The organism is Streptomyces sp. NPDC059696 (assembly GCF_042733745.1).
GTDB lineage: Bacteria > Actinomycetota > Actinomycetes > Streptomycetales > Streptomycetaceae > Streptomyces.
In genome coordinates, this window is record NZ_JBHWFG010000034.1 from 1 (window position 1) to 23,097 (window position 23,097).

General features: G+C 70.7%; 17 protein-coding genes. 5 read left to right on the plus strand and 12 right to left on the minus strand.

All coding sequences use genetic code 11. The features are described 5' to 3' along the window. Positions 1 to 205 precede the first annotated feature (205 nt). From ACFV20_RS29535 to rsmI, 11 genes are all read right to left on the minus strand, one after another. Positions 206 to 886 (minus strand): LuxR C-terminal-related transcriptional regulator, encoded by a 681-nt coding sequence (locus ACFV20_RS29535; RefSeq protein ID WP_385661942.1) that lies wholly within the window; start codon positions 884 to 886, stop codon positions 206 to 208. Between the two features lie 267 nt (positions 887 to 1,153). Then, positions 1,154 to 3,112, minus strand: coding sequence for a PQQ-binding-like beta-propeller repeat protein (locus ACFV20_RS29540; protein ID WP_385661945.1), 1,959 nt, complete (start codon positions 3,110 to 3,112; stop codon positions 1,154 to 1,156). A gap of 58 nt (positions 3,113 to 3,170) precedes the next feature. Further along, positions 3,171 to 4,907, minus strand: a complete 1,737-nt coding sequence (locus ACFV20_RS29545; RefSeq protein WP_385661948.1) for a PQQ-binding-like beta-propeller repeat protein — start codon at positions 4,905 to 4,907, stop codon at positions 3,171 to 3,173. Between the two features lie 192 nt (positions 4,908 to 5,099). Beyond that, positions 5,100 to 6,911, minus strand: coding sequence for an ABC-F family ATP-binding cassette domain-containing protein (locus ACFV20_RS29550; protein ID WP_385661951.1), 1,812 nt, complete (start codon positions 6,909 to 6,911; stop codon positions 5,100 to 5,102). A 70-nt stretch (positions 6,912 to 6,981) separates the two neighbouring features. Next, entirely contained in the window at positions 6,982 to 8,196 is a 1,215-nt protein-coding gene (locus ACFV20_RS29555; RefSeq protein ID WP_385661954.1) for a hypothetical protein, read from the minus strand. A 68-nt stretch (positions 8,197 to 8,264) separates the two neighbouring features. Beyond that, positions 8,265 to 9,185 carry a 4-(cytidine 5'-diphospho)-2-C-methyl-D-erythritol kinase gene (locus ACFV20_RS29560; RefSeq protein ID WP_385661957.1) on the minus strand — a complete coding sequence of 307 codons (921 nt, stop codon included), beginning with the start codon at positions 9,183 to 9,185 and terminating at the stop codon, positions 8,265 to 8,267. Then, positions 9,182 to 10,072 carry a 16S rRNA (adenine(1518)-N(6)/adenine(1519)-N(6))-dimethyltransferase RsmA gene (rsmA, locus tag ACFV20_RS29565; protein ID WP_385661960.1) on the minus strand — a complete coding sequence of 297 codons (891 nt, stop codon included), beginning with the start codon at positions 10,070 to 10,072 and terminating at the stop codon, positions 9,182 to 9,184. Before rsmA ends, ACFV20_RS29560 begins: the two co-directional genes overlap by 4 nt. Positions 10,073 to 10,110: 38 nt before the next feature. Then, on the minus strand, positions 10,111 to 11,688 hold the full coding sequence (locus tag ACFV20_RS29570) for a ubiquitin-like domain-containing protein (RefSeq protein ID WP_385661962.1): 1,578 nt from the start codon (positions 11,686 to 11,688) through the stop codon (positions 10,111 to 10,113). A gap of 130 nt (positions 11,689 to 11,818) precedes the next feature. Next, entirely contained in the window at positions 11,819 to 12,709 is an 891-nt protein-coding gene (locus tag ACFV20_RS29575) for a TatD family hydrolase (protein ID WP_385661965.1), read from the minus strand. Between the two features lie 81 nt (positions 12,710 to 12,790). Further along, positions 12,791 to 13,219, minus strand: a complete 429-nt coding sequence (locus ACFV20_RS29580; protein ID WP_385661968.1) for a hypothetical protein — start codon at positions 13,217 to 13,219, stop codon at positions 12,791 to 12,793. Between the two features lie 301 nt (positions 13,220 to 13,520). Further along, positions 13,521 to 14,369, minus strand: coding sequence for a 16S rRNA (cytidine(1402)-2'-O)-methyltransferase (gene rsmI / locus ACFV20_RS29585; RefSeq protein ID WP_385661971.1), 849 nt, complete (start codon positions 14,367 to 14,369; stop codon positions 13,521 to 13,523). Positions 14,370 to 14,480: 111 nt separating this feature from the next. On the opposite strand from rsmI, the gene ACFV20_RS29590 reads away from it, so the two are divergent. The 5 genes from ACFV20_RS29590 to ACFV20_RS29610 all read left to right on the plus strand — a co-directional run bounded on the left by ACFV20_RS29590 (position 14,481) and on the right by ACFV20_RS29610 (position 22,595). Further along, positions 14,481 to 16,229: a dolichyl-phosphate-mannose--protein mannosyltransferase gene (locus ACFV20_RS29590; protein ID WP_385661974.1), complete on the plus strand. Its 1,749-nt coding sequence runs from the start codon at positions 14,481 to 14,483 to the stop codon at positions 16,227 to 16,229. A gap of 618 nt (positions 16,230 to 16,847) precedes the next feature. Next, on the plus strand, positions 16,848 to 17,531 hold the full coding sequence (locus ACFV20_RS29595) for a hypothetical protein (RefSeq protein ID WP_385661977.1): 684 nt from the start codon (positions 16,848 to 16,850) through the stop codon (positions 17,529 to 17,531). A gap of 10 nt (positions 17,532 to 17,541) precedes the next feature. Further along, entirely contained in the window at positions 17,542 to 17,952 is a 411-nt protein-coding gene (locus tag ACFV20_RS29600; protein ID WP_385661979.1) for a hypothetical protein, read from the plus strand. A gap of 1,250 nt (positions 17,953 to 19,202) precedes the next feature. Next, complete coding sequence (locus tag ACFV20_RS29605; RefSeq protein WP_385661982.1) at positions 19,203 to 20,834, plus strand: penicillin-binding transpeptidase domain-containing protein; 1,632 nt, start codon at positions 19,203 to 19,205, stop codon at positions 20,832 to 20,834. Positions 20,835 to 20,930: 96 nt separating this feature from the next. Then, positions 20,931 to 22,595 carry a penicillin-binding transpeptidase domain-containing protein gene (locus ACFV20_RS29610; protein WP_385661985.1) on the plus strand — a complete coding sequence of 555 codons (1,665 nt, stop codon included), beginning with the start codon at positions 20,931 to 20,933 and terminating at the stop codon, positions 22,593 to 22,595. Between the two features lie 42 nt (positions 22,596 to 22,637). Here ACFV20_RS29610 and ACFV20_RS29615 read toward each other — a convergent pair whose 3' ends face one another. Next, the gene (locus ACFV20_RS29615; protein WP_385661988.1) at positions 22,638 to 23,003 is read right to left on the minus strand and encodes an SsgA family sporulation/cell division regulator; all 366 of its coding nucleotides are present in this window, start codon (positions 23,001 to 23,003) and stop codon (positions 22,638 to 22,640) included. Positions 23,004 to 23,097: the final 94 nt, after the last annotated feature.

The following is a 23,097-nucleotide window of genomic DNA, read 5'->3' on the forward strand; positions in this document are numbered from 1 at the left end:
ATAAGAGACAGGTCGGGGGGTGTCCGCCCGCAGCGGTTGGCGCGTCAACGAACAGTCAGTCGGCACGCAACCCCATCGCGCCGTTCCGAGGACGGACACCCCCCGACGCGGCCCCGACCCCCACCCGGCGATGGGCGCACGCACCCGCACCCGCACCTCACTGCTCCCGCTGTACCGGCCCTCACTGCTCCCGCTGTACCGGCCCTCACTGCTCCCGCTGTACCGGCCCCGCCCTGTCCAGCAAGCCCGTGCGAGCCGCCAGGGCGGCTGCCTCCAGGCGGGAGCCGACTCCCAGTTTCATCAGGACCCGCTGGACGTGGGTCCGGGCCGTAGACGGGGCGATGCCCATGCCCGCCGCGATCAGGCGGGTGTCCTCGCCGTCGGCGACCCGGACCAGGACCTCCACCTCGCGGGGGGTGAGCATCTGGAGCAACCGCTGCCCCTCGTCGTCCGGTTGGGCCGCCGGGTTGAGCAACTCACCGAACGCGCCCTGCAGCAGCTGCGGCGCCACCGCCGCCTCCCCCGCCCGCGCTTTCATGATCGCCCGCTCCACACCCTCTATGCGCTCGTCGTGCCGCACATAGCCGGACGCCCCCGCCGCGAACGCCGCCGCGATGCCCCGAGGGCTCGGCACCGGCCCCAGCACCAGCACCGCCACCTGCGGCCGCTCCCGTTTGATCCGTACCACCGGGTCGAAGGCCCCCGGCTCGGCCGGCGCCGCCGTCCCCAGCAGGCACACCTCCGGCGCCCGCGTGATCACCAGATCCGCCGCGCCCGCGGCCGGCGCCGCCGCGGCCAGCACCCGGTGCCCCCGCAGCTTCAGCGCCGAGGCCAGCGCCTCGGCCAGCAATCGGTGGTCGTCGACCACCATAAGCCGCACTCCCATCGAGCAACCCCCCAGTCACCCCAGCCCCCCATGGAAGCCCCCCGGCTCCCCCGCCTTCATGCCCCCGGAAGCTACACGCTTGTTCGACGTTGCGCTCCCCCTACCGGCGAGAATCGCCCCGGATCGCCGAAATTCCCCGCAGTCCGGGTTGACCGCGCGAAACAGCCGTGGCCCCGCCCCTGAACAGGGACGGGGCCACAGCAGCCACCAGTCGATCAAGAACCGGTCAGTACATGATCAGAGCCCGGTCGGAGCCCGTCGGAGCGATCAGCCCGTACCGAAGCCGACCGCCAGATACTCCTTCTCGCGCACCGTCGACCGCTTGCTCGCGTACACCTTGGACATGTAGAGGTGCCCGTCGGCGTACAGGAACTCGGAGTACTCCGGCGACATGCTGGTCTCCACATCGCGCACCGAGTCCGTCGCGGGGTTCCGCAGCAGCAGCGTCTCCTTGAAGCTGCCCCCGGAGATGCTCACGACCTGTCCGCCCTTGTCGTACGGGGGACGCTTGTACGCGATCAGGTTGCCGCCGTCCATGCGCAGCGGCGAGATCGTGTACCCGTCGCCCGCGTCCGCCCGCTGCCCGGTCTGCTTGCCGGTGGCGAGGTCGAAGGCGACGATCTCGTTGGTCTCGCTGTACTTGCCCGTGCCGTCGTGCTCCTCGGTCGGCAGGTACAGCCGGTCGTTGCCGACGGCCAGCAGGTTGCAGGCCTCGACGCGGGTGATGCCCTCGCAGCGGGCCGCGTACTGCTCGCCCGGCGCGGAGATGCGCGTGCGCAGCTTGCCGGTCTTGCTGTCGATGGAGAAGAAGTCGGAGATGCCGCTGCCGTCGCCCGCGGAGTCGCCGACGTCGGCGGCCACGACCAGCGGGTTGGTCGACACGATGCTCGCGTACTCGATGCCCTCGGTCATCTTGTACTCCGAGATCACCTTCCCGGACTTCGGGTCGATGGTCTGGATGTGCAACTGCCGCTGGTCGTACGAGCCGCACTTGCGCACCGCGACGAGCTTGTCGCCACCGCCGTAGCCGGCGTCGTAGCAGGAGTCGGTCGGCTTCGGGCTCCACAGCTGCTTGCCGGAGACGTCGAAGGCTGCGCCGCCGCTGGTGCTGCCGACGGCGATGGTCTTGCCGCTGAGGGTGATGTTGTCGAAGTTGACCAGCTGGTCACCGCTCTTGACCGTCTTGGTCCACAGCCTCTTGCCGGCGTCGAGGTCGATGAGGGCGATCTGGCTGCAGCCGTGCGAGGGGTCGGCCTTGGTGGGCATCGCCGGCTGGTAGAGGATCGCCGTCAGGTTGTCGTCGGTGACGTGGCGGCTGGCCTGGCAGACCGGGCCGGCCAGCGGCAGCTTCCACAACTCGCTGCCCTTGTCGCGGTCGTAGCCGACGATCTGGGCGATGCCGCTCTTGACGTACGCCTTGTCGGTGAGCCACGAGCCGGAGACGACGACCGTGCTGTCGTTCTTCACCTCGGGCGCCGGGACCTGGAAGAGGACCTTGGCGGCGGGGTCGGACGGTGCCTTCTCCTTGCCGGCGGTGGTGCCGCCGTTGTCGTCGTCCGTGCCGCCGGTGCCGCCGCTCTGGCCGGCGGTGTCGTTCTGCCTGCCCTCGTCCTCACCGGACGACGAGGCGTACCAGACGCCGCCGCCGATGATCAGGGCGATCGCCACGACCGCGGCGACGATGATCAGCAGCTGCGCGTTGAGCTTCTTGCCGCCGCCCGGCTGTCCGGCCTGCGGCTGGTGCGGCAGGGGCTGCTGCGGGTAGCCGTAGCCGGGCTGCTGCCCGTAACCGGGCTGGCCGTAAGGCGCCTGCGGCTGCCCGTACGGCGCCTGCTGCGGCTGCCCGTACGGCCCCGGCTGCTGGCCGGGATACCCGTAGCCGGGCGGCGCCTGCGGAGGCTGGGGCGCCGGAGCGCCCTGCGGATACCCGTAACCCTGCGGCGGCTGGGGCGGGTTCTGCGGCCCCGACGGCGCAGGAGTCTGCGCAGGCGACTGCGGGGGCGACTGCGGGGGCGTCTGCGGCGCGGACGGCGCCTGGGGGTAGCCGTACCCCGGCTCCGGGGCCTTGGCGAGGTTCGGCCCGGCCGCGGGCGGCGGGGTCTGCGGCGGCTGACCCTGCGGCGGCGGGGTGTGCGGCGGCTGGTCCTGGGGCGGCTGCTCCGGGGGCGGGCCGAAGCCGCCCCCCTGCGGGGGCTGCTGGGGCGGCGGGGGCGGCGGCTGGGTCATGGCGTGGGTACCTCGGGGAAGGGGACGGACGACGAACCGGGTGCGGAAGGAGGAGGAGTCACTTGCCGTAGGCGAGCATCAACTTCTCCTTCGTGTCGTCGTTCCCGCTCAGCCGGGTCGTCGAGATGTAGAAGCGCCCGCCGACCCAGTCGATCTCCTTGGAGAAGAAGCTGTTCTCGATGTCCGCGGCGCCCTCGGGGTTCTGCAGCAGCTTGGTCGGCTTGTGGCTGCCGCCGCCGGTCGGGATGGACACGATCTGCCCGCCCGCGTCGTACGACGGCTCCACATAGGCGATGAGCTTGCCGCCCTCGGTCTTCACCGGCAGCATCGACTCGTCGGCGGGTGACTTCACGCGCCACTTCTCCTTGCCGTTCGCGAGGTCGACCGCGACGACCTCGTTGGCCCCGGTGGTGGCCTTGGTCGGCAGGTACAGCGTGTCGTCGTCGACGGCCACGCCCTGGCAGCCCGTGAGGTCGCGCTCCAGGATGGCCCAGCCGCACTCGGGGGCGAAGTCCTCGTCGAAGCCGACCTGCGAGCGGAACTTGCCGCCGGAGGTGAACGTGGAGATGTTCCAGGCCTTCTTGCTCTCGTTGGTGCTGTACACGACCAGGGGGCTGACCGAGTAGGTGCGCGCGACCCGCCAGCCCTTGTCGAACGGCTGGGTCCACTTGGCCTTGCCGGTCTTCGGGTCGAGCTCCTGGACCTCGTCGTGCTCCTTGCCGGTGCCGGCACCGCAGGAGGAGACGGCGATCAGCTTCTCGCCGCCGGCGAACGCGGCGGGGAAGCAGGCGCTGCCGTACTTCTTCTTGTCGAAGAGCTTGTCGCCGTTGGTGACGTCGTACGCCGTGCCGGACTGGGAGCGGCCCACCATCAGGGTCTTGCCGGTGATGGACAGTTCGACGGAGAGCGTGGAGTCGAACAGGGCGCCGTCGGCGACCTTCTCCTTCCAGCCCTTCTCGCCGGTGGCGAGGTCGATCTCCTGCAGCTGGTTGCACTTGGCGCGGTCGCTCGCGCCGCTCATGTACGCGACGACGATCTTGTCGTCGGAGGTCTTCTGCGGAGTCGTCGCGCAGATCTTCTGCGGGAAGGTGATCGCGTCCCAGGTGGGCTTGCCGTCACCGACGTTGTAGGCGAAGAGCTGCTTGTAGGCGGCCTTCACGGCGGTCTTGCCGGTGATCCACATGCCGTCGGCGTCGGCGCCGGAACCGGGCGCGTCGGGCGCCTCCTTGTACCAGAGGACCTTGGCCTCGCCGGCCTGGCGGCCCGCGTTGAGGTCCTCCGGGTCCTCGCCGCCGTCGCCGCTGCCGTCACCGGGGTTGACCGGGGCGGAGGAGCCGGGCTTGGCGTCGTCGGTCTTCTGGGCGACGGGTTTCTTGCCGCCCTCGCCGCTGTCGCCGCCGGTGACGGCCCACACAGTGCCGCCGACCACGAGCAGCGCGACGACGGCGGCGCCGATGATCAGGGCGGTCTTGTTCTTGAAGGGGTTGTTCGAGCCGCCCCCGGGCGGGGTGCCGGGCGCACCGGGGTACTGCGGCTGCTGCGGGTAGCCGTACCCGGGCTGGCCGTACGGGCCCGGCTGCTGCGGCTGGCCGTAGGGGCCGGGCTGGCCGTACGGACCGGGCTGCTGCGGGTAGCCGTAGCCGGGCTGCGGCGGGCCCTGCGGGGGCGGCGGCGTCTGCGGCGGGCCCTGCGGCGGTGGCGGAGTCTGCGGTGCCCCGTAACCACCGCCCTGCGGCGGCTGGTTCTGCGGTGCTCCGAAGCCACCGTGCGGCGGCTGACTGGGCGGCTGAGTCATCAGCGGCTCCCCCGTTCGATCACTGATTTTTAGCCACACCCTGAATTGCCCATGGGGCTCAGAGATGCTTCATAAAGTTCTAAGACGGCTCTTTCTATCACTCCGTTCCGACAGCGGAGCGGGCCGTCTCACCCCCTGTTCCCAAGGGAGAACCGGCCCGTGATGCCGCCGTTATGCGTCTTCACGCACCCTTCACGCGTCCTCGGCGAGTTCCAGCCAGCGCATCTCCAGCTCCTCGCGCTGAGCTGCCAACTCCCGCAGCTCCGCATCCAGTTCGGCCACCTTCGCGAAGTCCGTGGCGTTTTCGGCGATGTGAGCGTGGAGCTTGGTCTCCTTCTCGGAGACCTTGTCGAGCTGCCGCTCGATCTTCTGGAGTTCCTTCTTGGCGGCGCGCTGGTCGGCCGCGCTCTTCTCCGGGGCGGCGGACGGCTGCTGTGCGGCGGCGGGGGCCGAGGCCGCCGCGGCCTCCTCCATGCGCTGTCGTCGCTCCAGGTACTCGTCGATGCCGCGCGGCAGCATGCGCAGCGCGCCGTCGCCGAGGAGCGCGAAGACGCGGTCGGTGGTGCGCTCGATGAAGAACCGGTCGTGGGAGATGACGATCATCGAGCCGGGCCAGCCGTCGAGGACGTCCTCCAGCTGCGTCAGCGTCTCGATGTCGAGGTCGTTGGTGGGCTCGTCGAGGAAGAGGACGTTGGGCTCGTCCATGAGCAGGCGCAGCAGCTGGAGCCTGCGGCGCTCACCGCCGGACAGGTCGCCGACGGGCGTCCACTGCTTCTCCTTGCCGAAGCCGAACGTCTCGCACAGCTGCCCGGCGGTCATCTCCCGCCCCTTGCCGAGGTCGACGCGCTCGCGCACCTGCTGCACGGCCTCCAGCACGCGCGTGGCCGGGTCGAGTTCGGCGACCTCCTGGGAGAGGTAGGCGAGCTTGACGGTCTTGCCGACACGGACGCGCCCGCCGGCCGGCTGGGCCTCGCCGTCGGTCCGGGCCGCCTGCGCCATGGCCCGCAGCAGCGACGTCTTCCCGGCGCCGTTGACGCCGACGAGGCCGATCCGGTCGCCGGGTCCGAGCTGCCAGGTGACGTGCTCGAGCAGGACCTTGGGGCCGGCCTGGACGGTGATGTCCTCCAGGTCGAACACCGTCTTGCCCAGCCGGGTCGACGCGAACTTCATCAGCTCGCTGCTGTCCCGGGGCGGCGGTACGTCCGCGATGAGCTCGTTGGCGGCCTCGACGCGGAAGCGCGGCTTGGACGTACGGGCGGGTGCCCCGCGGCGCAGCCAGGCCAGCTCCTTGCGGACGAGGTTCTGCCGCTTGGCCTCCTCGGTGGCGGCGATGCGCTCGCGCTCGGCCCGGGCGAAGACGTAGTCGGAGTAGCCGCCCTCGTACTCGTAGACCGCGCCGCGCTGGACGTCCCACATGCGCGTGCACACCTGGTCGAGGAACCACCGGTCGTGGGTCACGCAGACGAGGGCCGAGCGGCGCTTCTGCAGATGGCGGGCCAGCCAGGCGATGCCCTCGACGTCGAGGTGGTTGGTGGGCTCGTCCAGGACGAGCAGGTCCTGCTCCTCGATGAGCAGCTTGGCCAGCGCGATGCGGCGCCGCTCGCCGCCGGAGAGCGGGCCGATGACGGTGTCCAGGCCCTTGGGGAAGCCCGGCAGGTCCAGCCCGCCGAACAGGCCGGTGAGGACGTCCCTGACCTTGGCGTCGCCGGCCCACTCGTGGTCGGCCATGTCGCCGATGACCTCGTGGCGGACGGTGGCCTCGGGGTCCAGGGAGTCGTGCTGGGTGAGCACGCCGAGCCGCAGCCCGCCGGAGTGGGTGACCCGTCCGCTGTCGGCGTCCTCCTGCTTGGCGAGCATGCGGATGAGGGTGGTCTTGCCGTCGCCGTTGCGGCCCACGACACCGACGCGGTCCCCTTCGGAGACGCCGAGGGAGACGCCGTCGAGCAGGGCACGGGTGCCGTACACCTTGCTGACGTTCTCGACATTGACCAGGTTGACGGCCATTACTCTCCTGCCAAGGGGGATGGATCGACCCTCCAGGGTAGTCGCGCCCGGGGGTGCTCCGGCCGGGCGGTCAGCCGCCGTCCGCCGCCTCCTGGCGGCGCTGGTAGCGCCACACGTCGTGCAGCCGCTCGTCGTCGCGCAGTTCCCTGGCCACGGGGCCGATGCGGTGCTGGGCCTCCACACAGCGCGGATCGTCGCGGTAGGCCAGGCCGGAGACGGCGCCGATGCGGATCTCCTGCCGCTCGTCATGGGTGAGCGCGACCAGCGCGTCCCCCACCTCGGGCTCGGGCCCCCGGTGGTGGGCGAGCCAGTGGCACACCGCCTCGCGCACACCCGGGTCGTCGTCGTGCGCCAGGGGGAGTACGGCGGTGAGGCTCTCGGGCCGGTGCACGGTCTGCGGGACCAGGGCGCGCACCCTCGGGTCCGGGTGGGTGAGGTGCGACAGCCCCACGGCCTCGATCTCGGGGGCGCTGTCGTGGGTCATCGCGTGCAGCAGGGCGGCCAGTACCTCCGGGTCCTCCTCCTGCTCGGCCCAGGGCACCAGGTCCCTGCCCCGGTCCCAGAACGGATCGCTCCGCTTCACGAAGTCGCCGAGGATCAGGAACAGCAGGATCTCCGCGGCGAGCAGACGGTGCAGCCGGCCGGGGTGGTTGAGCAGGTCCCGGGTCCACTGCCAGGTCTCCTCGTCCAGCCGTCGGCCGAGGGTGAACACCACGTCCGACCAGACGACGTGATCCCGGTCCGGGTGGGCGAGGGCCCGGTCCACCAGGTCGTCGAAGGGCGTGCGGATGCCGTAGCGCTCCTCCATGGAGGTGAGGATCGCCCGGTGTTCGTCGCGCACGGTCGTTCCGCCGAGGGTGAGCTGCTCGGACCACCACCCGACCTCGTCGTCCTCGACCCGGGTCCGCTCGATCGGCCCGGTGAGGCCGGTGATGCGGCGCAGCTCGCTCTCCACGCCCGCCTCGGCCCAGCGCCGGGCCCGGGCCAGCATGTCCGTGCGTGCCGGTGCCGGGAGCGGGGTCCGGCTGGTGGCGAGCGCGTGGACCAGCAGGTGGGACCCGCCGTCCACCGCGCGCGTCAGCGGGGTGCTGCCGTCGGGCAGCGGGCGCAGGGGATCGGCACCGCCCTCGAGCAGCGCCTCGGCGACGGGGATGTCGTACGCGGCCACGGCCAGGCAGAGGACCGGGAGGCCCTCCGCGAGCGTGTCGGGATCGGCCCCGCCGTCCAGCAGCGAGGTGACCACGCCGACGTCCCCGCGCCGCACGGCCGCGACCAGTTCCTCCATGCCTGCGCTCCCCCTGGCGGAATCAACGGGGGCGAGCGTAGGCGGCAGGCTGCCGCCGGGGCACGTGATTAACGCGCGGGGGCCGTCGTCGTGGTGTCGATGATCGTCGCGCCGGGTGCCGGGCCCGATGCCGTGCGTACCGTCCGGCACGTGCCCGACGTCAGCAGGGCCTGGGCCACCTCGGCCGCCGCCTCCGGGCCCCGGACCAGGAACGCGGTGGTCGGGCCGGAGCCCGAGACGAGTGCGGTGAGGGCACCGGCGGCCCGGCCGGCGGCCAGGGTGTCGGCCAGTTCCGGGAACAGGGAGAGGGCCGCGGGCTGGAGGTCGTTGGAGACGGCGGCGGCGAGCGCGTCCGGGTCGCCCTTGGCGAGGGCGGCGAGGAGGTCACCGGAGGCGACCGGTTCGGGGATGTCCGTGCCCTCGCCGAGCCGGTCGAACTCGCGGAACACCGCCGGGGTGGACAGGCCCCGCCCGGCCATCGCGAACACCCAGTGGAAGGTGCCGCCGACCTCCAGGGGCGTCAGCTGCTCGCCCCGCCCGATGCCGAGGGCGGCCCCGCCGACCAGGCTGAACGGCACGTCGCTGCCCAGTTCCGCGCAGATGTCGAGCAGTTCGTCCCGGCAGGCGCCGGTCCCCCACAGGGCGTCGCAGGCGACCAGGGCGCCGGCGCCGTCCGCGCTGCCGCCCGCCATGCCGCCGGCGACGGGGATGTCCTTGGCGATGTGGAGGTGGACGCCGGGGTCGCGGCCGTACCGTGCGGCGAGCGTCTCGGCGGCCCGCGCCGCCAGGTTCGTCCGGTCCAGGGGGACCTGGTCGGCACCGGGACCGTCGCAGGTGACGCGCAGTTCGTCGGCCGGGGTGACGGTGATCTCGTCGTAGAGACCGACCGCGAGGAAGACGTTGGCGAGGTCGTGGTAGCCGTCGGGGCGGGCGGCGCCGACCCCCAGCTGGACGTTGACCTTGGCCGGGACGCGGACCGTGACGCTCACGCGGTCTCCTTCTCCTGGTGCCGGTCCGCCTTGTGCTCGGCGATCCGCGCGAACTCCTCCACGGTCAGCGACTCGCCCCGGGCCTGCGGCGAGACCCCGGCGGCGACCAGGGCCTCCTCGGCCGCCGCGGCGGAGCCGGCCCAGCCGGAGAGGGCGGCCCGCAGCGTCTTGCGGCGCTGGGCGAACGCCGCGTCGACGACGGCGAACACCTCGCGCTTGGCGGCCGTCGTCTTCAGCGGCTCGCTCCGGCGGACCAGGGAGACCAGGCCGCTGTCGACGTTGGGCGCGGGCCAGAACACGTTCCGCCCGATGGCCCCGGCGCGCTTGACCTCGGCGTACCAGTTGGCCTTGACCGAGGGGACGCCGTAGACCTTCGAGCCGGGCGGTGCGGCGAGCCGGTCGGCGACCTCCGCCTGGACCATGACGAGGGTGCGCTCGATGGTCGGGAACGTGTCGAGCATGTGCAGCAGCACCGGGACGGCCACGTTGTAGGGGAGGTTGGCGACCAGCGCGGTCGGGGCGGGCCCCGGCAGCTCGGTGACGTGCATGGCGTCCGAGTGGACGAGGGCGAACCGGTCGGCGCGCTCGGGCATGCGGGCCGTGACGGTCGCGGGCAGCGCTCCGGCGAGCACGTCGTCGATCTCCACCGCGGTGACCCGGTCGGCGGCCTCCAGCAGCGCGAGCGTGAGCGACCCGAGGCCCGGGCCGACCTCGACGACCACGTCGTCGGGGCGGACCTGTGCGGTGCGGACGATGCGGCGCACGGTGTTCGCGTCGATCACGAAGTTCTGTCCGCGTTGCTTGGTCGGGCGTACGCCGAGGGCTGCCGCGAGTTCGCGGACGTCGGCGGGGCCCAGGAGGGCGTCGGGGGTGGGGCTGCTGGTCACGGGGACAAGGGTACGGGGGGTTTGCGGGCCGGGTTCCGCTACCCGCGCAGCCGTTCCCCGCAGTGCGGCCAGGGGGCGGTCCCGCGCCGCACGTACAGCTTCTTCGCGCGGTACGTCTGTTCCGCCGCCGGGGCGTCCTGGGGGCGGCCCCGGCCGCCGAGGGCCTGCCAGGTGCGGGTGTCGAACTGGTAGAGGCCGCCGTAGGTGCCCGAGGAGTCGACCGCGTCGGGCCGTCCGCCGGACTCGCAGGCCGCGAGGCCCTGCCAGTCGAGGTGGTCGGCGCCCCGCACGGACGCCGGGCGCGGCCTGGTGCCGACCTTCACGATCTGCGGGCGCGGCGCGCGCACCACCTCGGACCTGATCCGGCGCGGCTGCTGCCGGACGCCGTTGACCGTGCGCAGGGAGTAGGTGATCCGGCGCAGGCCCGGCTCGCCCGCCCGTTCCACCACCTCGGTGCCGCGGAACAGGGCCGGGTCCTCCGTCCGCCGCACCTGGAACGGGATCTGCTCCTCGCGGACCTCCTTGCCGCCGGTGATGCGCAGCACCGTCACGGTCTGCCCGTCGCGCGGGAAGCTGCCCTGCGGGACCGAGGTGGTGTCCTGGCCGCGCAGGGTGATCCCGGCCTCCTCGACGGCCTCCCGGACGGTCGCCGCGTTGGTGCGCACCGTGCGGGCGCGGCCGTCCGCCATGATCGTGACCGTGCGCTCGGTCCGCACGTCCAGCGCCAGCCCCTCGCGTCCGATGCGCCGCGAGCGCGCGGCGGACAGGTACGCGCCCTCCTGGCGCACCCCGAGCTGCCGCAGCGCTCCCTCCACCGTGTGGGCGGTCGTCCACACCTCGCGCCGGTGTCCGTCGAGGGTGAGCCGTACGGGACGGGCGTAGTGCACGGCGATCTCGTCGCCGCTGCTGATCCGTGTGCCGGGGCCGGGCGCGACCACGTCGTGGGAGCCGATCTCGACGCCCTCCTCGGCGAGCAGCTCGGTGACGTCGTCGGCGAAGGTGTGCAGGGTGCGGGCCTTGCCGTCGACGGTGAGCTCGATCGCCTTGTCCTCGGCGACGAACGCCGTGGTGCCGCCGGCCAGGAAGGCGACGACGAGGGCCTGCGGCAGCAGCCGTCGCACGGGACTGTCCGGGCGCTCGGCGTAGCGCGTCTTGCGCCGGCGCGTGGACCTGCGGTGCGAGCCGGTGCGCACGGCGGCGCGTGACCCGGCGTGCGCGACCGGGGCGGCGTCGGGGTGGCCCACGGATCCGGCGGCGGGGGCCGACCCGCCGTACGGGGCGCCCTGCCGGGGCAGTGCGGGCAGGGTCGGCGCCTCGTAGGCGGGCCGGTAGGTGTCCTGGTAGGCGCCGGGTGGCGCGGGCGTCCCGTGGGCGAGAGTCTCGGCGGTGTGCAGATCGGCCGGGAACGCGTCGGACGCGCCGTACGCGCCGTACACCGGGGCGGCGGCGTAGGCGGGGCCGTACGCCTCACAGGTGTCGTAGGCCGCACAAGCCTGATAGTCCGGCTCGTGCGGCTCGTGCGGCTCGTACGGCGCGTATGTCTCATACGGCTCGTACGTTTCATACGACTCGTATGTCTCATACGGCTCGTACGTCTCGTACCGGGAGTTGCTCACGCCGACGCGCTCCAGGGGCCGGAGGGGGTCCAGAGGGGTCCGGATCGGGCCCCCAGAACCTAGCGGAGCGTTCGTCACTCTCCAAAGCGACGCGACTACGCACAGTCGTGCGGCGGTCGTGCGGTACGGGTCAGTAGCCGAACGCGCGTGCCGTGTTGGCGCCGAGGGCCGTGGCCAGCGTGTCCTCGTCGACGCCGCGCACCTCGGCCATGGCCCGCACGGTGATCGGCACGAGGTAGGGGGCGTTGGGCCGCCCGCGGTAGGGGGCGGGCGTGAGGAAGGGCGCGTCCGTCTCCACGAGGAGGAGCTCCGGCGGGGCCACCGCCACCGCGTCCCGCAGGTTCTGCGCGTTCTTGAAGGTGACGTTGCCGGCGAAGGACATGAAGTAGCCCGCGCTCGCGCAGATCCCGGCCATCTCGGCGTCGCCGGAGTAGCAGTGGAAGACGGTCCGCTCGGGGGCGCCCTCCTCCTTCAGCACGCGCAGGACGTCGGCGTGGGCCTCGCGGTCGTGGATGACCAGGGCCTTGCCGTGCCGCTTGGCGATCTCGATGTGGGCGCGGAAGGACCGCTCCTGCGCCTCCTTGCCCTCGGGCCCGGTGCGGAAGTAATCGAGGCCGGTCTCGCCGACGCCCTTGACCTGGGGCAGCGCGGCGAGCCGGTCGATCTCCGCGAGCGCCTCGTCCAGGGCTGCCGGTCCGCCGGGCGCGCGGGCGCCCTGCCGCGACCAACCGTCGGGGTCGCCGTGCACGATGCGGGGTGCCTCGTTCGGGTGCAGGGCGACCGTCGCGTGGACGGCGTCGTGGGCGGCGGCCGTCTCGGCGGCCCACCGCGAGCCCTTGAGGTCGCAGCCGACCTGCACGACCGTCGTCACCCCGACCGACGCCGCCTTCGCCAGTGCCTCCTCGACCGTGCCGGACTGCATGTCCAGGTGGGTGTGGGAGTCGGCGACCGGTACCCGCAGGGGCTCCGGAAGGGGCGGGGCCGCGTTCTTGTCCTGGCGGCCGGAGGCGTTCGAAGGCATGTCCCCGATCCTACGAAAGGGGCGACGCCCTCCCCGGTGGGGGAGCACCGGGGAGGGCGTCGACCGGGGGAGCCGGACGGGTCAGCTCGCCTTGCGCTGGAAGGGATGCAGCAGGTCGGACAGATGCCAGTGGTGGGGTTCGCGCTGCTCCTGGCCGGACGTCGTCCCGGTGTCGGCGTCCACGGTGGGGGCCTCCACGGGCCCGGCCTGCGGCGGCACACGCCCGGGCCGGTGGGCCGCGTCGCGCGCCGAGGCGACCCGCCCGGGCCGCATGATCCGCACGACGTGGCTGTCACAGTTGTGGCACTCGGGCTTGCTCAGCGGGGAGGGGACCACCTTGCCGTCCGCGACGTAGAGGACGAACTCGTGCCCCGCGGCGTCCGTGTGGTGCTCTATCTCGTACGACTGCTCCCAGCCGTGCCCGCACCGCATGCAGGCGAAGGAGTAGGACTCGTTGACGACTGCGGTCGCACCGGCGCGGAGCCCGGTCTGCCCTGCGATCTCACTCATGCCAGCTCCTGTTGGTCCGCTGTGGCGTGAGGACGATTCCGTCCCCGCACCCCAGTGGACTCCTCGGCCGGACCGATGGCAGCAGACCTGTCCCACTGTTGGCCCCGATTTGGGCGTCCCTTGCCCCTGCGCCCCTCGCGCTTTGCTCACGCATGGGGCGCCCGCTCAAACGACATGCGCCCTGCTCAGAGGCTGTCAGCGCCCCGTAAGGAGCGCCCCGGACGGGGCGCGGGGAACCGCGCGCTCGACCCCACACCACGCACACCCCGCCCAGCACTCCGGCCCCCACCCGGAAGCCGGCTCACCCACCGGCGTTCTTCGCGGCGACCACCGCGTCGAAGACGACCCTCTTCGGCACCCCGGCCTCCACCGCCACCGCGGCGATCGCCTCCTTGCGCCGCTCCCCCGCTTCCTCCCGCACCTTCACCCGCCGCACCAGCTCCTCCGGCCCGACCTCCTCGGCCCCCTTCTCCGGCGCGCCCTCCACGACGACCGTGATCTCCCCGCGCACGCCTTCCGCGGCCCACGCGGCGAGTTCGCCCAGCCCGCCCCGCCGTACTTCCTCGTACGTCTTGGTCAGCTCCCGGCACACCGCCGCCCGCCGCTCCGCCCCGAACACCTCGGCCATGGCCGCCAGCGTGTCGTCGAGCCGGTGGGGAGCCTCGAAGTAGACGAGCGTGCGCCGCTCCTCGGCGACCTCCCGCAGCCGCCCCAGCCGCTCGCCCGCCTTGCGCGGCAGGAACCCCTCGAAGCAGAACCGGTCGACGGGCAGCCCGGACAGCGCGAGCGCGGTCAGCACCGCGGACGGCCCGGGCACGGCGGTCACCCGTACGTCCCGCTCGACCGCGGCGGCCACCAGCCGGTACCCGGGGTCGGACACCGACGGCATGCCCGCGTCCGTGACGAGCAGCACCCGCGCCCCGCCCACCAGTTCCTCCACCAGCTCCGGGGTCCGGGCGGACTCGTTGCCCTCGAAGTACGACACCACCCGGCCCTTCGGCGTGACGCCGAGCGCCTGGGTCAGCCGGCGCAGCCGCCGCGTGTCCTCGGCGGCGACGACGTCGGCTCCGGCCAGTTCCTCGGCGAGCCGGGGCGGGGCGTCCGCGATGTCGCCGATGGGGGTGCCTGCGAGTACGAGGGTTCCGATCACGTCCCCATCCTCCCAGGGGCGGCGGACGCGGACTCCTCCCAGGGGGCGGACGATGCGGACGCAAACGGCCATGCACGGGACTCACACAGAACGGTTCCCTACGATGGCGCGGTGACCAGTACCGCATCCTCCACGGACACCCGTCAGGGCCGGACGCCGCTCGACCAGCGGCCGTCCTGGCAGCAGCGGCTGCGCCGCTTCGGCTACCAGGGGCAGCCCGGCAGCGACGCCCGCGACGTCCGTGCCCGCCTGGTGCCGCCGTACACCGAGCCCTCCCCGCGCCTGTGGGCGACGCTCGGCGTCCCGCACACACGCGCGGTCCGGCTGGTGCGCTGGTCGGGCTGGATCGGCCCGCTGCTCGTGACCCTGCTGGCGGGGGTGCTGCGGTTCTGGAACCTGGGCAGCCCGAAGGCGGTGATATTCGACGAGACGTACTACGCCAAGGACGCGTGGGCGCTGGTCCACCGCGGCTTCGAGCTCAACTGGGACAAGAACGCCAACGACCTGATCCTGTCGTCGGGCGGGCACGTCACGCTGCCGTCGGACGCGGCGTACGTGGTGCACCCGCCGGTGGGCAAGTACGTCATCGGGCTCGGCGAGCTGATGTTCGGGTTCGACCCCTTCGGCTGGCGGTTCATGACCGCGCTGCTCGGCACGCTGTCCGTGCTGCTGCTGTGCCGGATCGGACGCCGGCTGTTCCGCTCCACCTTCCTGGGGTGTCTCGCGGGCACGCTGATGGCGGTGGACGGGCTGCACTTCGTGATGAGCCGCACGGCGCTGCTCGACGGTGTGCTGATGTTCTTCGTGCTGGCCGCGTTCGGCTGTCTGCTGGTCGACCGGGACAAGGCCCGCGAGAAGCTCGCCGCCGCGCTGCCGCTGGACGAGGACGGCCGGGCCCGGCCCGACCGGCACACGGCGGAGACGGCCCGGCCGGGATGGCGCCCCTGGCGCTGGGCGGCGGGCCTGATGCTCGGCCTGGCCATCGGCACGAAGTGGAACGGCCTCTACATCCTGGCCGCGTTCTGCCTGATGGCGGTGTTGTGGGACGTCGGTTCGCGCCGGGTCGCCGGTGCGCGGCACCCGTACGCGGCGGTCCTCAAGCGGGATGTGGGCCTGGCGTTCCTCGCCACGGTCCCGGTCGCCCTGGTCACCTACCTGCTGTCCTGGACCGGCTGGATCCTCTCCGCGTCGAACGGCTCCGGCGGCTACTACCGCAACTGGGCCGCGACCAACGGCAAGGGCGGCGGCTGGACGTTCCTGCCGGACTGGCTGCGCAGCCTGTGGCACTACGAGCACCAGGTGTACGAGTTCCACGTCGGCCTGTCGTCGCCGCACACGTACCAGTCCAACCCGTGGAGCTGGCTCGTGCTGGGCCGCCCGGTGTCGTACTTCTACGAGTCCCCGGCCCCCGGCAAGGACGGCTGCCCCGCCGACGCCGGCGAGAAGTGCGCCCGCGAGGTCCTCGCGCTCGGCACACCGCTGCTGTGGTGGGTCGCTTGCTTCGCGGTCCTCTACGTGCTGTGGCGCTGGTTCTTCCGCCGCGACTGGCGCGCCGGCGCCATCGCCTGCGGCATCGCGGCCGGCTACCTCCCCTGGTTCCTGTACCAGGAGCGCACGATCTTCTTCTTCTACGCCGTCGTCTTCCTGCCGTTCCTGTGCCTGGCGGTGGCGATGCTGCTCGGCGCGATCATCGGCCCGCCCCGCTCCACCGACACCCGCCGCGTCGCAGGCGCCACGGCCGCGGGCGTCCTGGTCCTGCTGATCACCTGGAACTTCATCTACTTCTGGCCGCTGTACACGGGCCAGGCGATTCCGATCGAGGACTGGCGGTCGCGGATGTGGCTGGATACGTGGGTATAGCTGGGCAGACGGCCGTCTGACGCAAGCGAGCGCGTCAGTCCGTGACAGTCGTTGTTGGTCGTTGTTGGTCGTTGGTGGCCGTCGTTGGTGCGCCTCGGACGGCCCCAAGACGGCCCAGCTGAGATTGTGTGGGCAGACACCCCAGCGCTGTGACCGGCTCCTTCGACCGGCGGATCGCTTTGATGCCGGTCTCGCTCCAGAAGACCGCCCACGAGGGTGCTCTTTGAGACGCCGGGTGGTCCCTACGCACAGTGGCTTCCCAACATGGCAGGTCAGCGAGCCATCTCGTGCCGTACAACTCATGACCGTGCTACGCGCTCGGCAGCACATAGCCGTCGGGCTTCTGGTTTCGCCACGGGCACCCACTGCCTCGACTGCGGACTTGGCGCAGTGCGGAGCACATCACATGCAGGTCAGATAGCCTGCCGATTCGTAAGGGCAGCACGAGAGGCTCAGCCTTGACGCTCAGGAACAGCGCTGGGCCTGGCCGAGAGCAGCCGGATCGGGGGAGTGATTATGGAATTAGCTCGCACTTCGATTGGACTTGCAGCGGCACTTACGGTGCCAACTGGATTTGGTTGGCACTCAAAGCGTCCTTGGTATGCAATTGCATTCACCTTGCTGTACGGAGCCTTTGTTGTGGCACCTTCAGGTATCACCCTCAAGGAGGCTGTCACCTCGGCGTGCATCACCTTGACTTCTGCATGCTTGGCCCTATTGTCTAATCCAAAATCGTGGAGACTCCCCGACTTTAGATCAGCATGGAAGAAGCTGCGATCCGAGTGGATTAAAGGTCTGAATCCAACGAGGGTTGAGTACGCCGCCGTGATCGCTGGAGCCCTTTCGATACTGCTGCCGATCTACTTGGGCTTTGACGCGGCCCTCCGCTTGGTTCGATGGGGCATAATCGATGACGACCGATTCATAGTGATCATTTCGGGATTGCTAATCGCCGTATTCGGCTGCCAGCAGCTAATCGGACGGATTGTCCGTCCGCTCATCAAGAAGATCCTAGAAAAGATCGAATCGGAAGAATTCGAAGAGAGTGTTGGGGATTTCATCAAGTCAGGGCCCCATGTCGGGTGGATCGAGAGGTTCATTCTCTTCTCGTTCCTAGTTTCAGGGAATCCCGCTGCTGCCGCCCTAGTGGTGACGGCTAAGTCACTCGCCCGTTTCCCGGAGATTCAACAGGCAGAAAAACTCGTGGGCGACTACTATCTGGTAGGGACGCTCACCAGTGTCGCGGTAGCACTTGCCACGTCCAGCATAACTAGGGTGGCACTTGGAATGCCGCCCCTATAGGAGGACTGTCATGGCGCTACGCGATCATCCATTCTTTCGGGAACTAATTTCCTTGCGACTTCCTGTCGAAGACTATGTGATCGCAGGCAGCGCACCCATGCTGGCATATGGACTCAATAGGGAAATTAACGATATCGACATCGTCGCTCGTGGCGAAGCCTGGAAGCTCGCGCTAGAGCTGGGGCATCCTTCGAAATCACCCCTAGGGCCCGCGCAGCGCGTCGTACTCTTTGGGGGCGACATTGAAGTACTCGACGGATGGTTCGACTACTCTGTCGACTCGCTAATTAGCGAGGCGGAGCTTTTCGAGGGGTTCAGGTTCTTGCCCCTCACTCGAACAATGGAATGGAAAAGCGCACTCGACAGGCCAGTGGATAGAGAGGATGTTGCACTGATTCGCATTTTCCTTAGCGGAGGGTAGATATCCCCTCTTTCCGGCTGGATGAGACTGAGACGGCGAGATCAACAGCCGCGAGGCTGCGGAGCGGCGGCTCCGGCTGCACGCCTATCCCCACATCGGCTCACGCCCGCTCGGCTCGTTCAAGCCGGAGCACATCCGCGCTTGGATCGCTGCCTGGAAGACACCGTGCCAGCGGAGTAGCACCGCCGCATGATCGTCGGCACTGTCTCAGCAGCGCTCAGTGCAGCGGTCGATGACGGGCTACTCAGCGAGAACCCCTGACGCGCCCGCACGGTGCAGCTCCCGAAGGCAGGCAAGCCGCACGTCGTCGTCGTGGACGGCAGCGCAGGTCTTCGGCGTACGCGCCGCCCTTCTCAGGCGCTATCAGGCGGCCGTGGACGTGGGGGCGGGGTGCGGCCTGCGACAGGATGAGATCTTCGGTCTGGCTCTTGACGAGCTCGACTATGAGGGCGGTTGGCTGACCGTGAACCATCAGCTCAAGCGCATCCGAGGCAAGTACCTTCGCCCTGCCGAAGGGAGGCAAGGTGCGGGACGTGCCGCTTGCGAAGGCTGTGGCCACAGTGCTCCGTGACCACTCGAAAGAGTTCGAGCCCGATCGATGTGTGACGCTGCCGTGGCGCACGCCGGACGGCCCACCTGTAAAGAAGCGGCTCCTGTTCAGCAAAGTCGAGGGCAAGCACGTGCGCATGAGCGCCTTCAACGGCCATCACTGGAAGCCCGCTCTGGCCGCCTCTGGCGTCATCCCCGAGGCGGAAGTAGGCGAACGCTACGCATTGACGCGCGAGCACGGCATGCACGCGCTCAGGAACTTCTGCGCGTCCGTGCTGCTGGACGCGGGCGAGAACATCCGGGCCCTGAGCCAGCACCTGGGCCACAGACCGACACGCACCTCATGCCGAGCAGTGAGGCCCTCGACAGCCTCTATCTGGCGTCGAATCCTCAAGATCATGGCCCAGAGACGGCCCAAGCCGCCTGACCCAGCCCCGGCCAGAGCCAAATGCCCTGGTCGAGGCCCTGCCGGGCCAGATCGCGCAGACTTCTACTACTTCCGGCCCCCCGTTACACCGGCCAGGCCATCCCGATCGACGCCCGGCGGTCGCGGATGTGGCTGGATACGTGGGTCTGATCGGTGTTCGGTCAAAAATCGAAACTCGTGGTCCTTCGGTAACCGCTTGCGCTTAGAGTGCTCCCGGGATCGAGCTTTCTGAACGCGTTCAAAGGAGCGCGGAAGGCTCCACGGGGAGGGCCCGATGGGCAAGGGGGTCAAGGCTGCCGTCATAGGCGGCGTGTTCGCGGTGATGGTGGGTGGGGCCGGGTACGGCGCCTTCAACATCGTGAGCGCGCTGAGCGGGGACGGGGGCACGGACGGGGTGGCCGCGGGGAAGCGGACCGGGCCGCCCGGCGAGGACGAGGTCAGGGAGACGACGGCCAAGTTCTTCGCGGCCTGGCAGAAGGGCACGGTCGCGACGGCCGCGTCGTACACCAACAACGACGCGGCAGCGGATCGGCTGCTGACCGCCTACAGCCACGATGCGCACATCACCGACGTGAAGATCACCCCCGGCGCGGCCCGGGGCACCACCGTGCCGTACACCGTGAAGGCGAAGGTGGCCTACGGCGGGAAGTCCGAGCCGCTGAGCTACAAGAGCGAGCTGACGGTCGTGCGCGGGCTGACGACCGGGCGGGCGCTGGTCGACTGGCAGCCGTCCGTCGTGCATCCCCAGCTGAAGAAGGACGACACCCTCGTCACCGGGCAGTCGGCCACTCCGCCCATCGAGGCGGTGGGACGCGACGGCTCCGAGCTGACCAAGGAGAAGTACCCCTCGCTCGGCCCCGTCCTGGACGCCCTGCGCGACAAGTACGGCGAGGAGGCCGGCGGCACCCCCGGGATCGAGCTGACCGTCCGGCACGAAGGCAGCGGGGCTCCCGACACCCCGCTGCTGACCCTCGCCAAGGGCAAGCCGGGCAAGCTCACCACCACGATCAGCCCGAGTGCCCAGGCGGCGGCCGAGAAGGCGGTCCAGCGGTTCGCCCAGTCGTCGGTGGTAGCCGTCAAGCCCAGCACCGGCGAGGTGCTGGCCGTGGCCAACCACCGCACGGACGGCTTCAACGCGGCCTTCGAGGGCCAGGCCGCACCCGGCTCCACCATGAAGATCATCACGGCCGCGATGCTCATCGACAACGGCGTGACCTCGATGAACGGCCCGGCCCCCTGCCCCGACACGGCCGTGTGGCAGAGCCAGACCTTCAAGAACCTCACGAACATGAAGCCCAACGAGAGCGCCACGCTCGCCGACAGCTTCATGCGGTCGTGCAACACCGCCTTCATCAAGCTCATCGACGAGAAGCCGCTCACGGACGCCTCGCTGAGCCAGGAGGCCGAGGAGCGCTTCGGCCTGGGCCGGGACAACTGGAAGACCGGCATCGTGTCGTTCGACGGCCGGGTCCCCGCGGTCGACGGCCCGGACCGGGCGGCGGGCGCCATCGGGCAGGGCCAGGTCCAGATGAGCCCGCTGAACATGGCCTCGGTCACCGCGACCGCCATCACCGGCGCCTTCCGCCAGCCCTACCTGGTCTCGCCGAAGCTGGACGGCCGGGAGCTCGCTCAGGCCCGCGGTCTGCGGTCGAGCACCGCCGCCCAGCTCAAGCAGATGATGCGGCTCACCGCCACGCAGGGCACCGCCGCACCGGCCATGGCCCGGCTCGGTGGTGACATCGGCGCCAAGACCGGTTCCGCCGAGGTCGACGGCAACGCCAAGTCCAACAGCTGGTTCACCGGATTCCGGGGCGACATCGCCGCGGCGGCCATGACCGAGGAGGGCGGGCACGGCGGCGACGCGGCCGGTCCGATTGTCGCAGCCGTGCTACGAACAGGTGGCTGATCTCACCTTCGCGGGACGGGACTCTAGGGTGGTGGCCGTCGTTGGGACGTCTGAGGGCAACGGGGACCCTGGGGATTCGCGGAGGAAAGAACAGCAGTGGGCAACAGAAGGCGCGTCGCCGAGCGACGGAAGACGAGACCCGCCGTGATCGGCGGGATGATCGCCGTGGTCGTCGCGGGGGGCGGTGCCGGTGCCTACGCGCTGTTCGGCGGCGGTGCCGCCGCCGACGACGGGTCGCGGGCGGCGGACCAGAAGCCCAAGGTCAAGACCGGACCGCTGTCGCGGACCGAGGTCACCACCACCGCCCGCGCCTTCCTCACCGCCTGGCAGTCCGGAAAGATCCCCCAGGCCGCCGCGGTCACCGACGACCCCTCCGCGGCCCGGCCGCTGCTCACCGGCTACACCAAGGACGCCCACATCAAGGACGTCACCCTCACCCCGGGCAGACCCACGGGCGACAAGGTGCCGTTCTCCGTCAAGGGCACGGTGTCCTACAAGGGCACCGACAAGCCGCTGGCGTACGACGGCGCGCTGACCGTCACGCGCCGCACCGCCGACGGAAAGCCCCTGGTCGACTGGCACAGCGCGGTCGTCCACCCGGACCTGAAGGACGGCGACGAACTGGTCACCGGCGAGGCCGGCACACCCCCGGTCAAGGCCCTCGACCGGGACGGCGGCGAACTGACCGCGAAGAAGTACGCCTCGCTCGGGCCGATCCTGGACGGACTGCGGGAGAAGTACGGCAAGGAGGCCGGCGGCAAGGCCGGTATCGAGCTGCGGGTCGTGCGCGGCAAGGCCGCGAAGGCGAAGGACCTGTCCGACAAGACCCTGCTGGAGCTGAGCGAGGGCACGCCCGGCACGGTGAAGACCACGCTGGACCCGGCCCTGCAGAAGGCGGCCGAGCAGCAGGTCGCGAAGAAGGCGCGCTCGTCGGTGGTCCTGCTGCGGGTGTCCACCGGCGAGATCCTGGCCGCGGCCAACGCCTCCCCCGGCTTCAACACCGCCTTCCAGGGCTCCCTGGCCCCCGGCTCCACGATGAAGGTCATCACCTCGTCGCTGCTGCTGGAGAAGGGCCTGGCCGCGGCGGACAAGAAGCACCCCTGCCCGAAGTACTTCACGTACGGCCACTGGAAGTTCCAGAACGACGACAAGTTCGAGATCAAGAACGGCACTTTCAAGGCGAGCTTCGCCCGGTCCTGCAACACGGCCTTCATCAGCCAGGCCCCCAAGCTGAAGAACGACGACCTGACCAAGCAGGCCCAGCAGGTGTTCGGCCTGGGGCTGAACAACTGGGCGATCGGTGTGCCGTCCTTCGACGGGGCGGTGCCGGTGCAGTCGGCGGCCCAGATGGGTGCCTCGCTGATCGGTCAGGGCGGGGTCCGGATGAACCCGCTGAACATGGCGTCGGTGTCGGCGACGGTCAAGTCCGGCACCTTCCACCAGCCCTACCTGGTCTCGCCGGACGTGGACGGCCGCAAGCTGGCGAAGGCCTCACGCACCCTGCCGGCGAGCAGCCTGTCGCAGCTGCGGGAGCTGATGTCGTACACGGCCGCCTACGGCACGGCCGCGGAGGCGATGGCCGGGGTCGGCGGGGACGTCGGCGCGAAGACCGGGTCCGCCGAGGTCGACGGGCAGAAGAAGCCGAACGGCTGGTTCACGGCCTACCGGGGCGATCTGGCCGCCGCGGGCGTGGTCCAGCAGGGCGGGCACGGCGGCTCGACGGCGGGTCCGATCGTGGCGGCGCTGCTGAAGATGGGCTGAAGCCCGCCTCAGCGGGCCACGGGCTCGGGACAGGCCGAGGGCTCAATGGGTGACGGGTTCCGCGGCGGCCGTGTACGTCCGCCGCAGGAACCGCAGCAGCGCCTGCCGCTCGAACTGCACCACCGACACGCCCCGCGCGGAGTGGAACTCCACCACGACCTGCACCCGGCCGCAGGGCCACACCCGCACCTCGCCGCTCCCGGCGGGGGCGCGCAGCCCCTCCTCCAGCAGCTCGCGGCCGAAGGTCCACTCGCCCCCCTGGGTCCCGGGCAGCGTCATGCGCACCTTGCGCGGGTCGTGGTCCGGGTCGTAGCGCAGTCTGACCGGAACCGCCTCCAGCTCGTCGACGAGGGGGACGGCCGCGTCCGAGACGATGTGGGCTCGCGCGTACTGCTCGACTACGGACATCGGACAGCCCCTTCACCGTGCGCAGTGCGAGTGGAAACTCTCCGTCCACTCCCTCTCCAATGTCGCATATTTTCCGGATTGCGCCCGCTGAGGC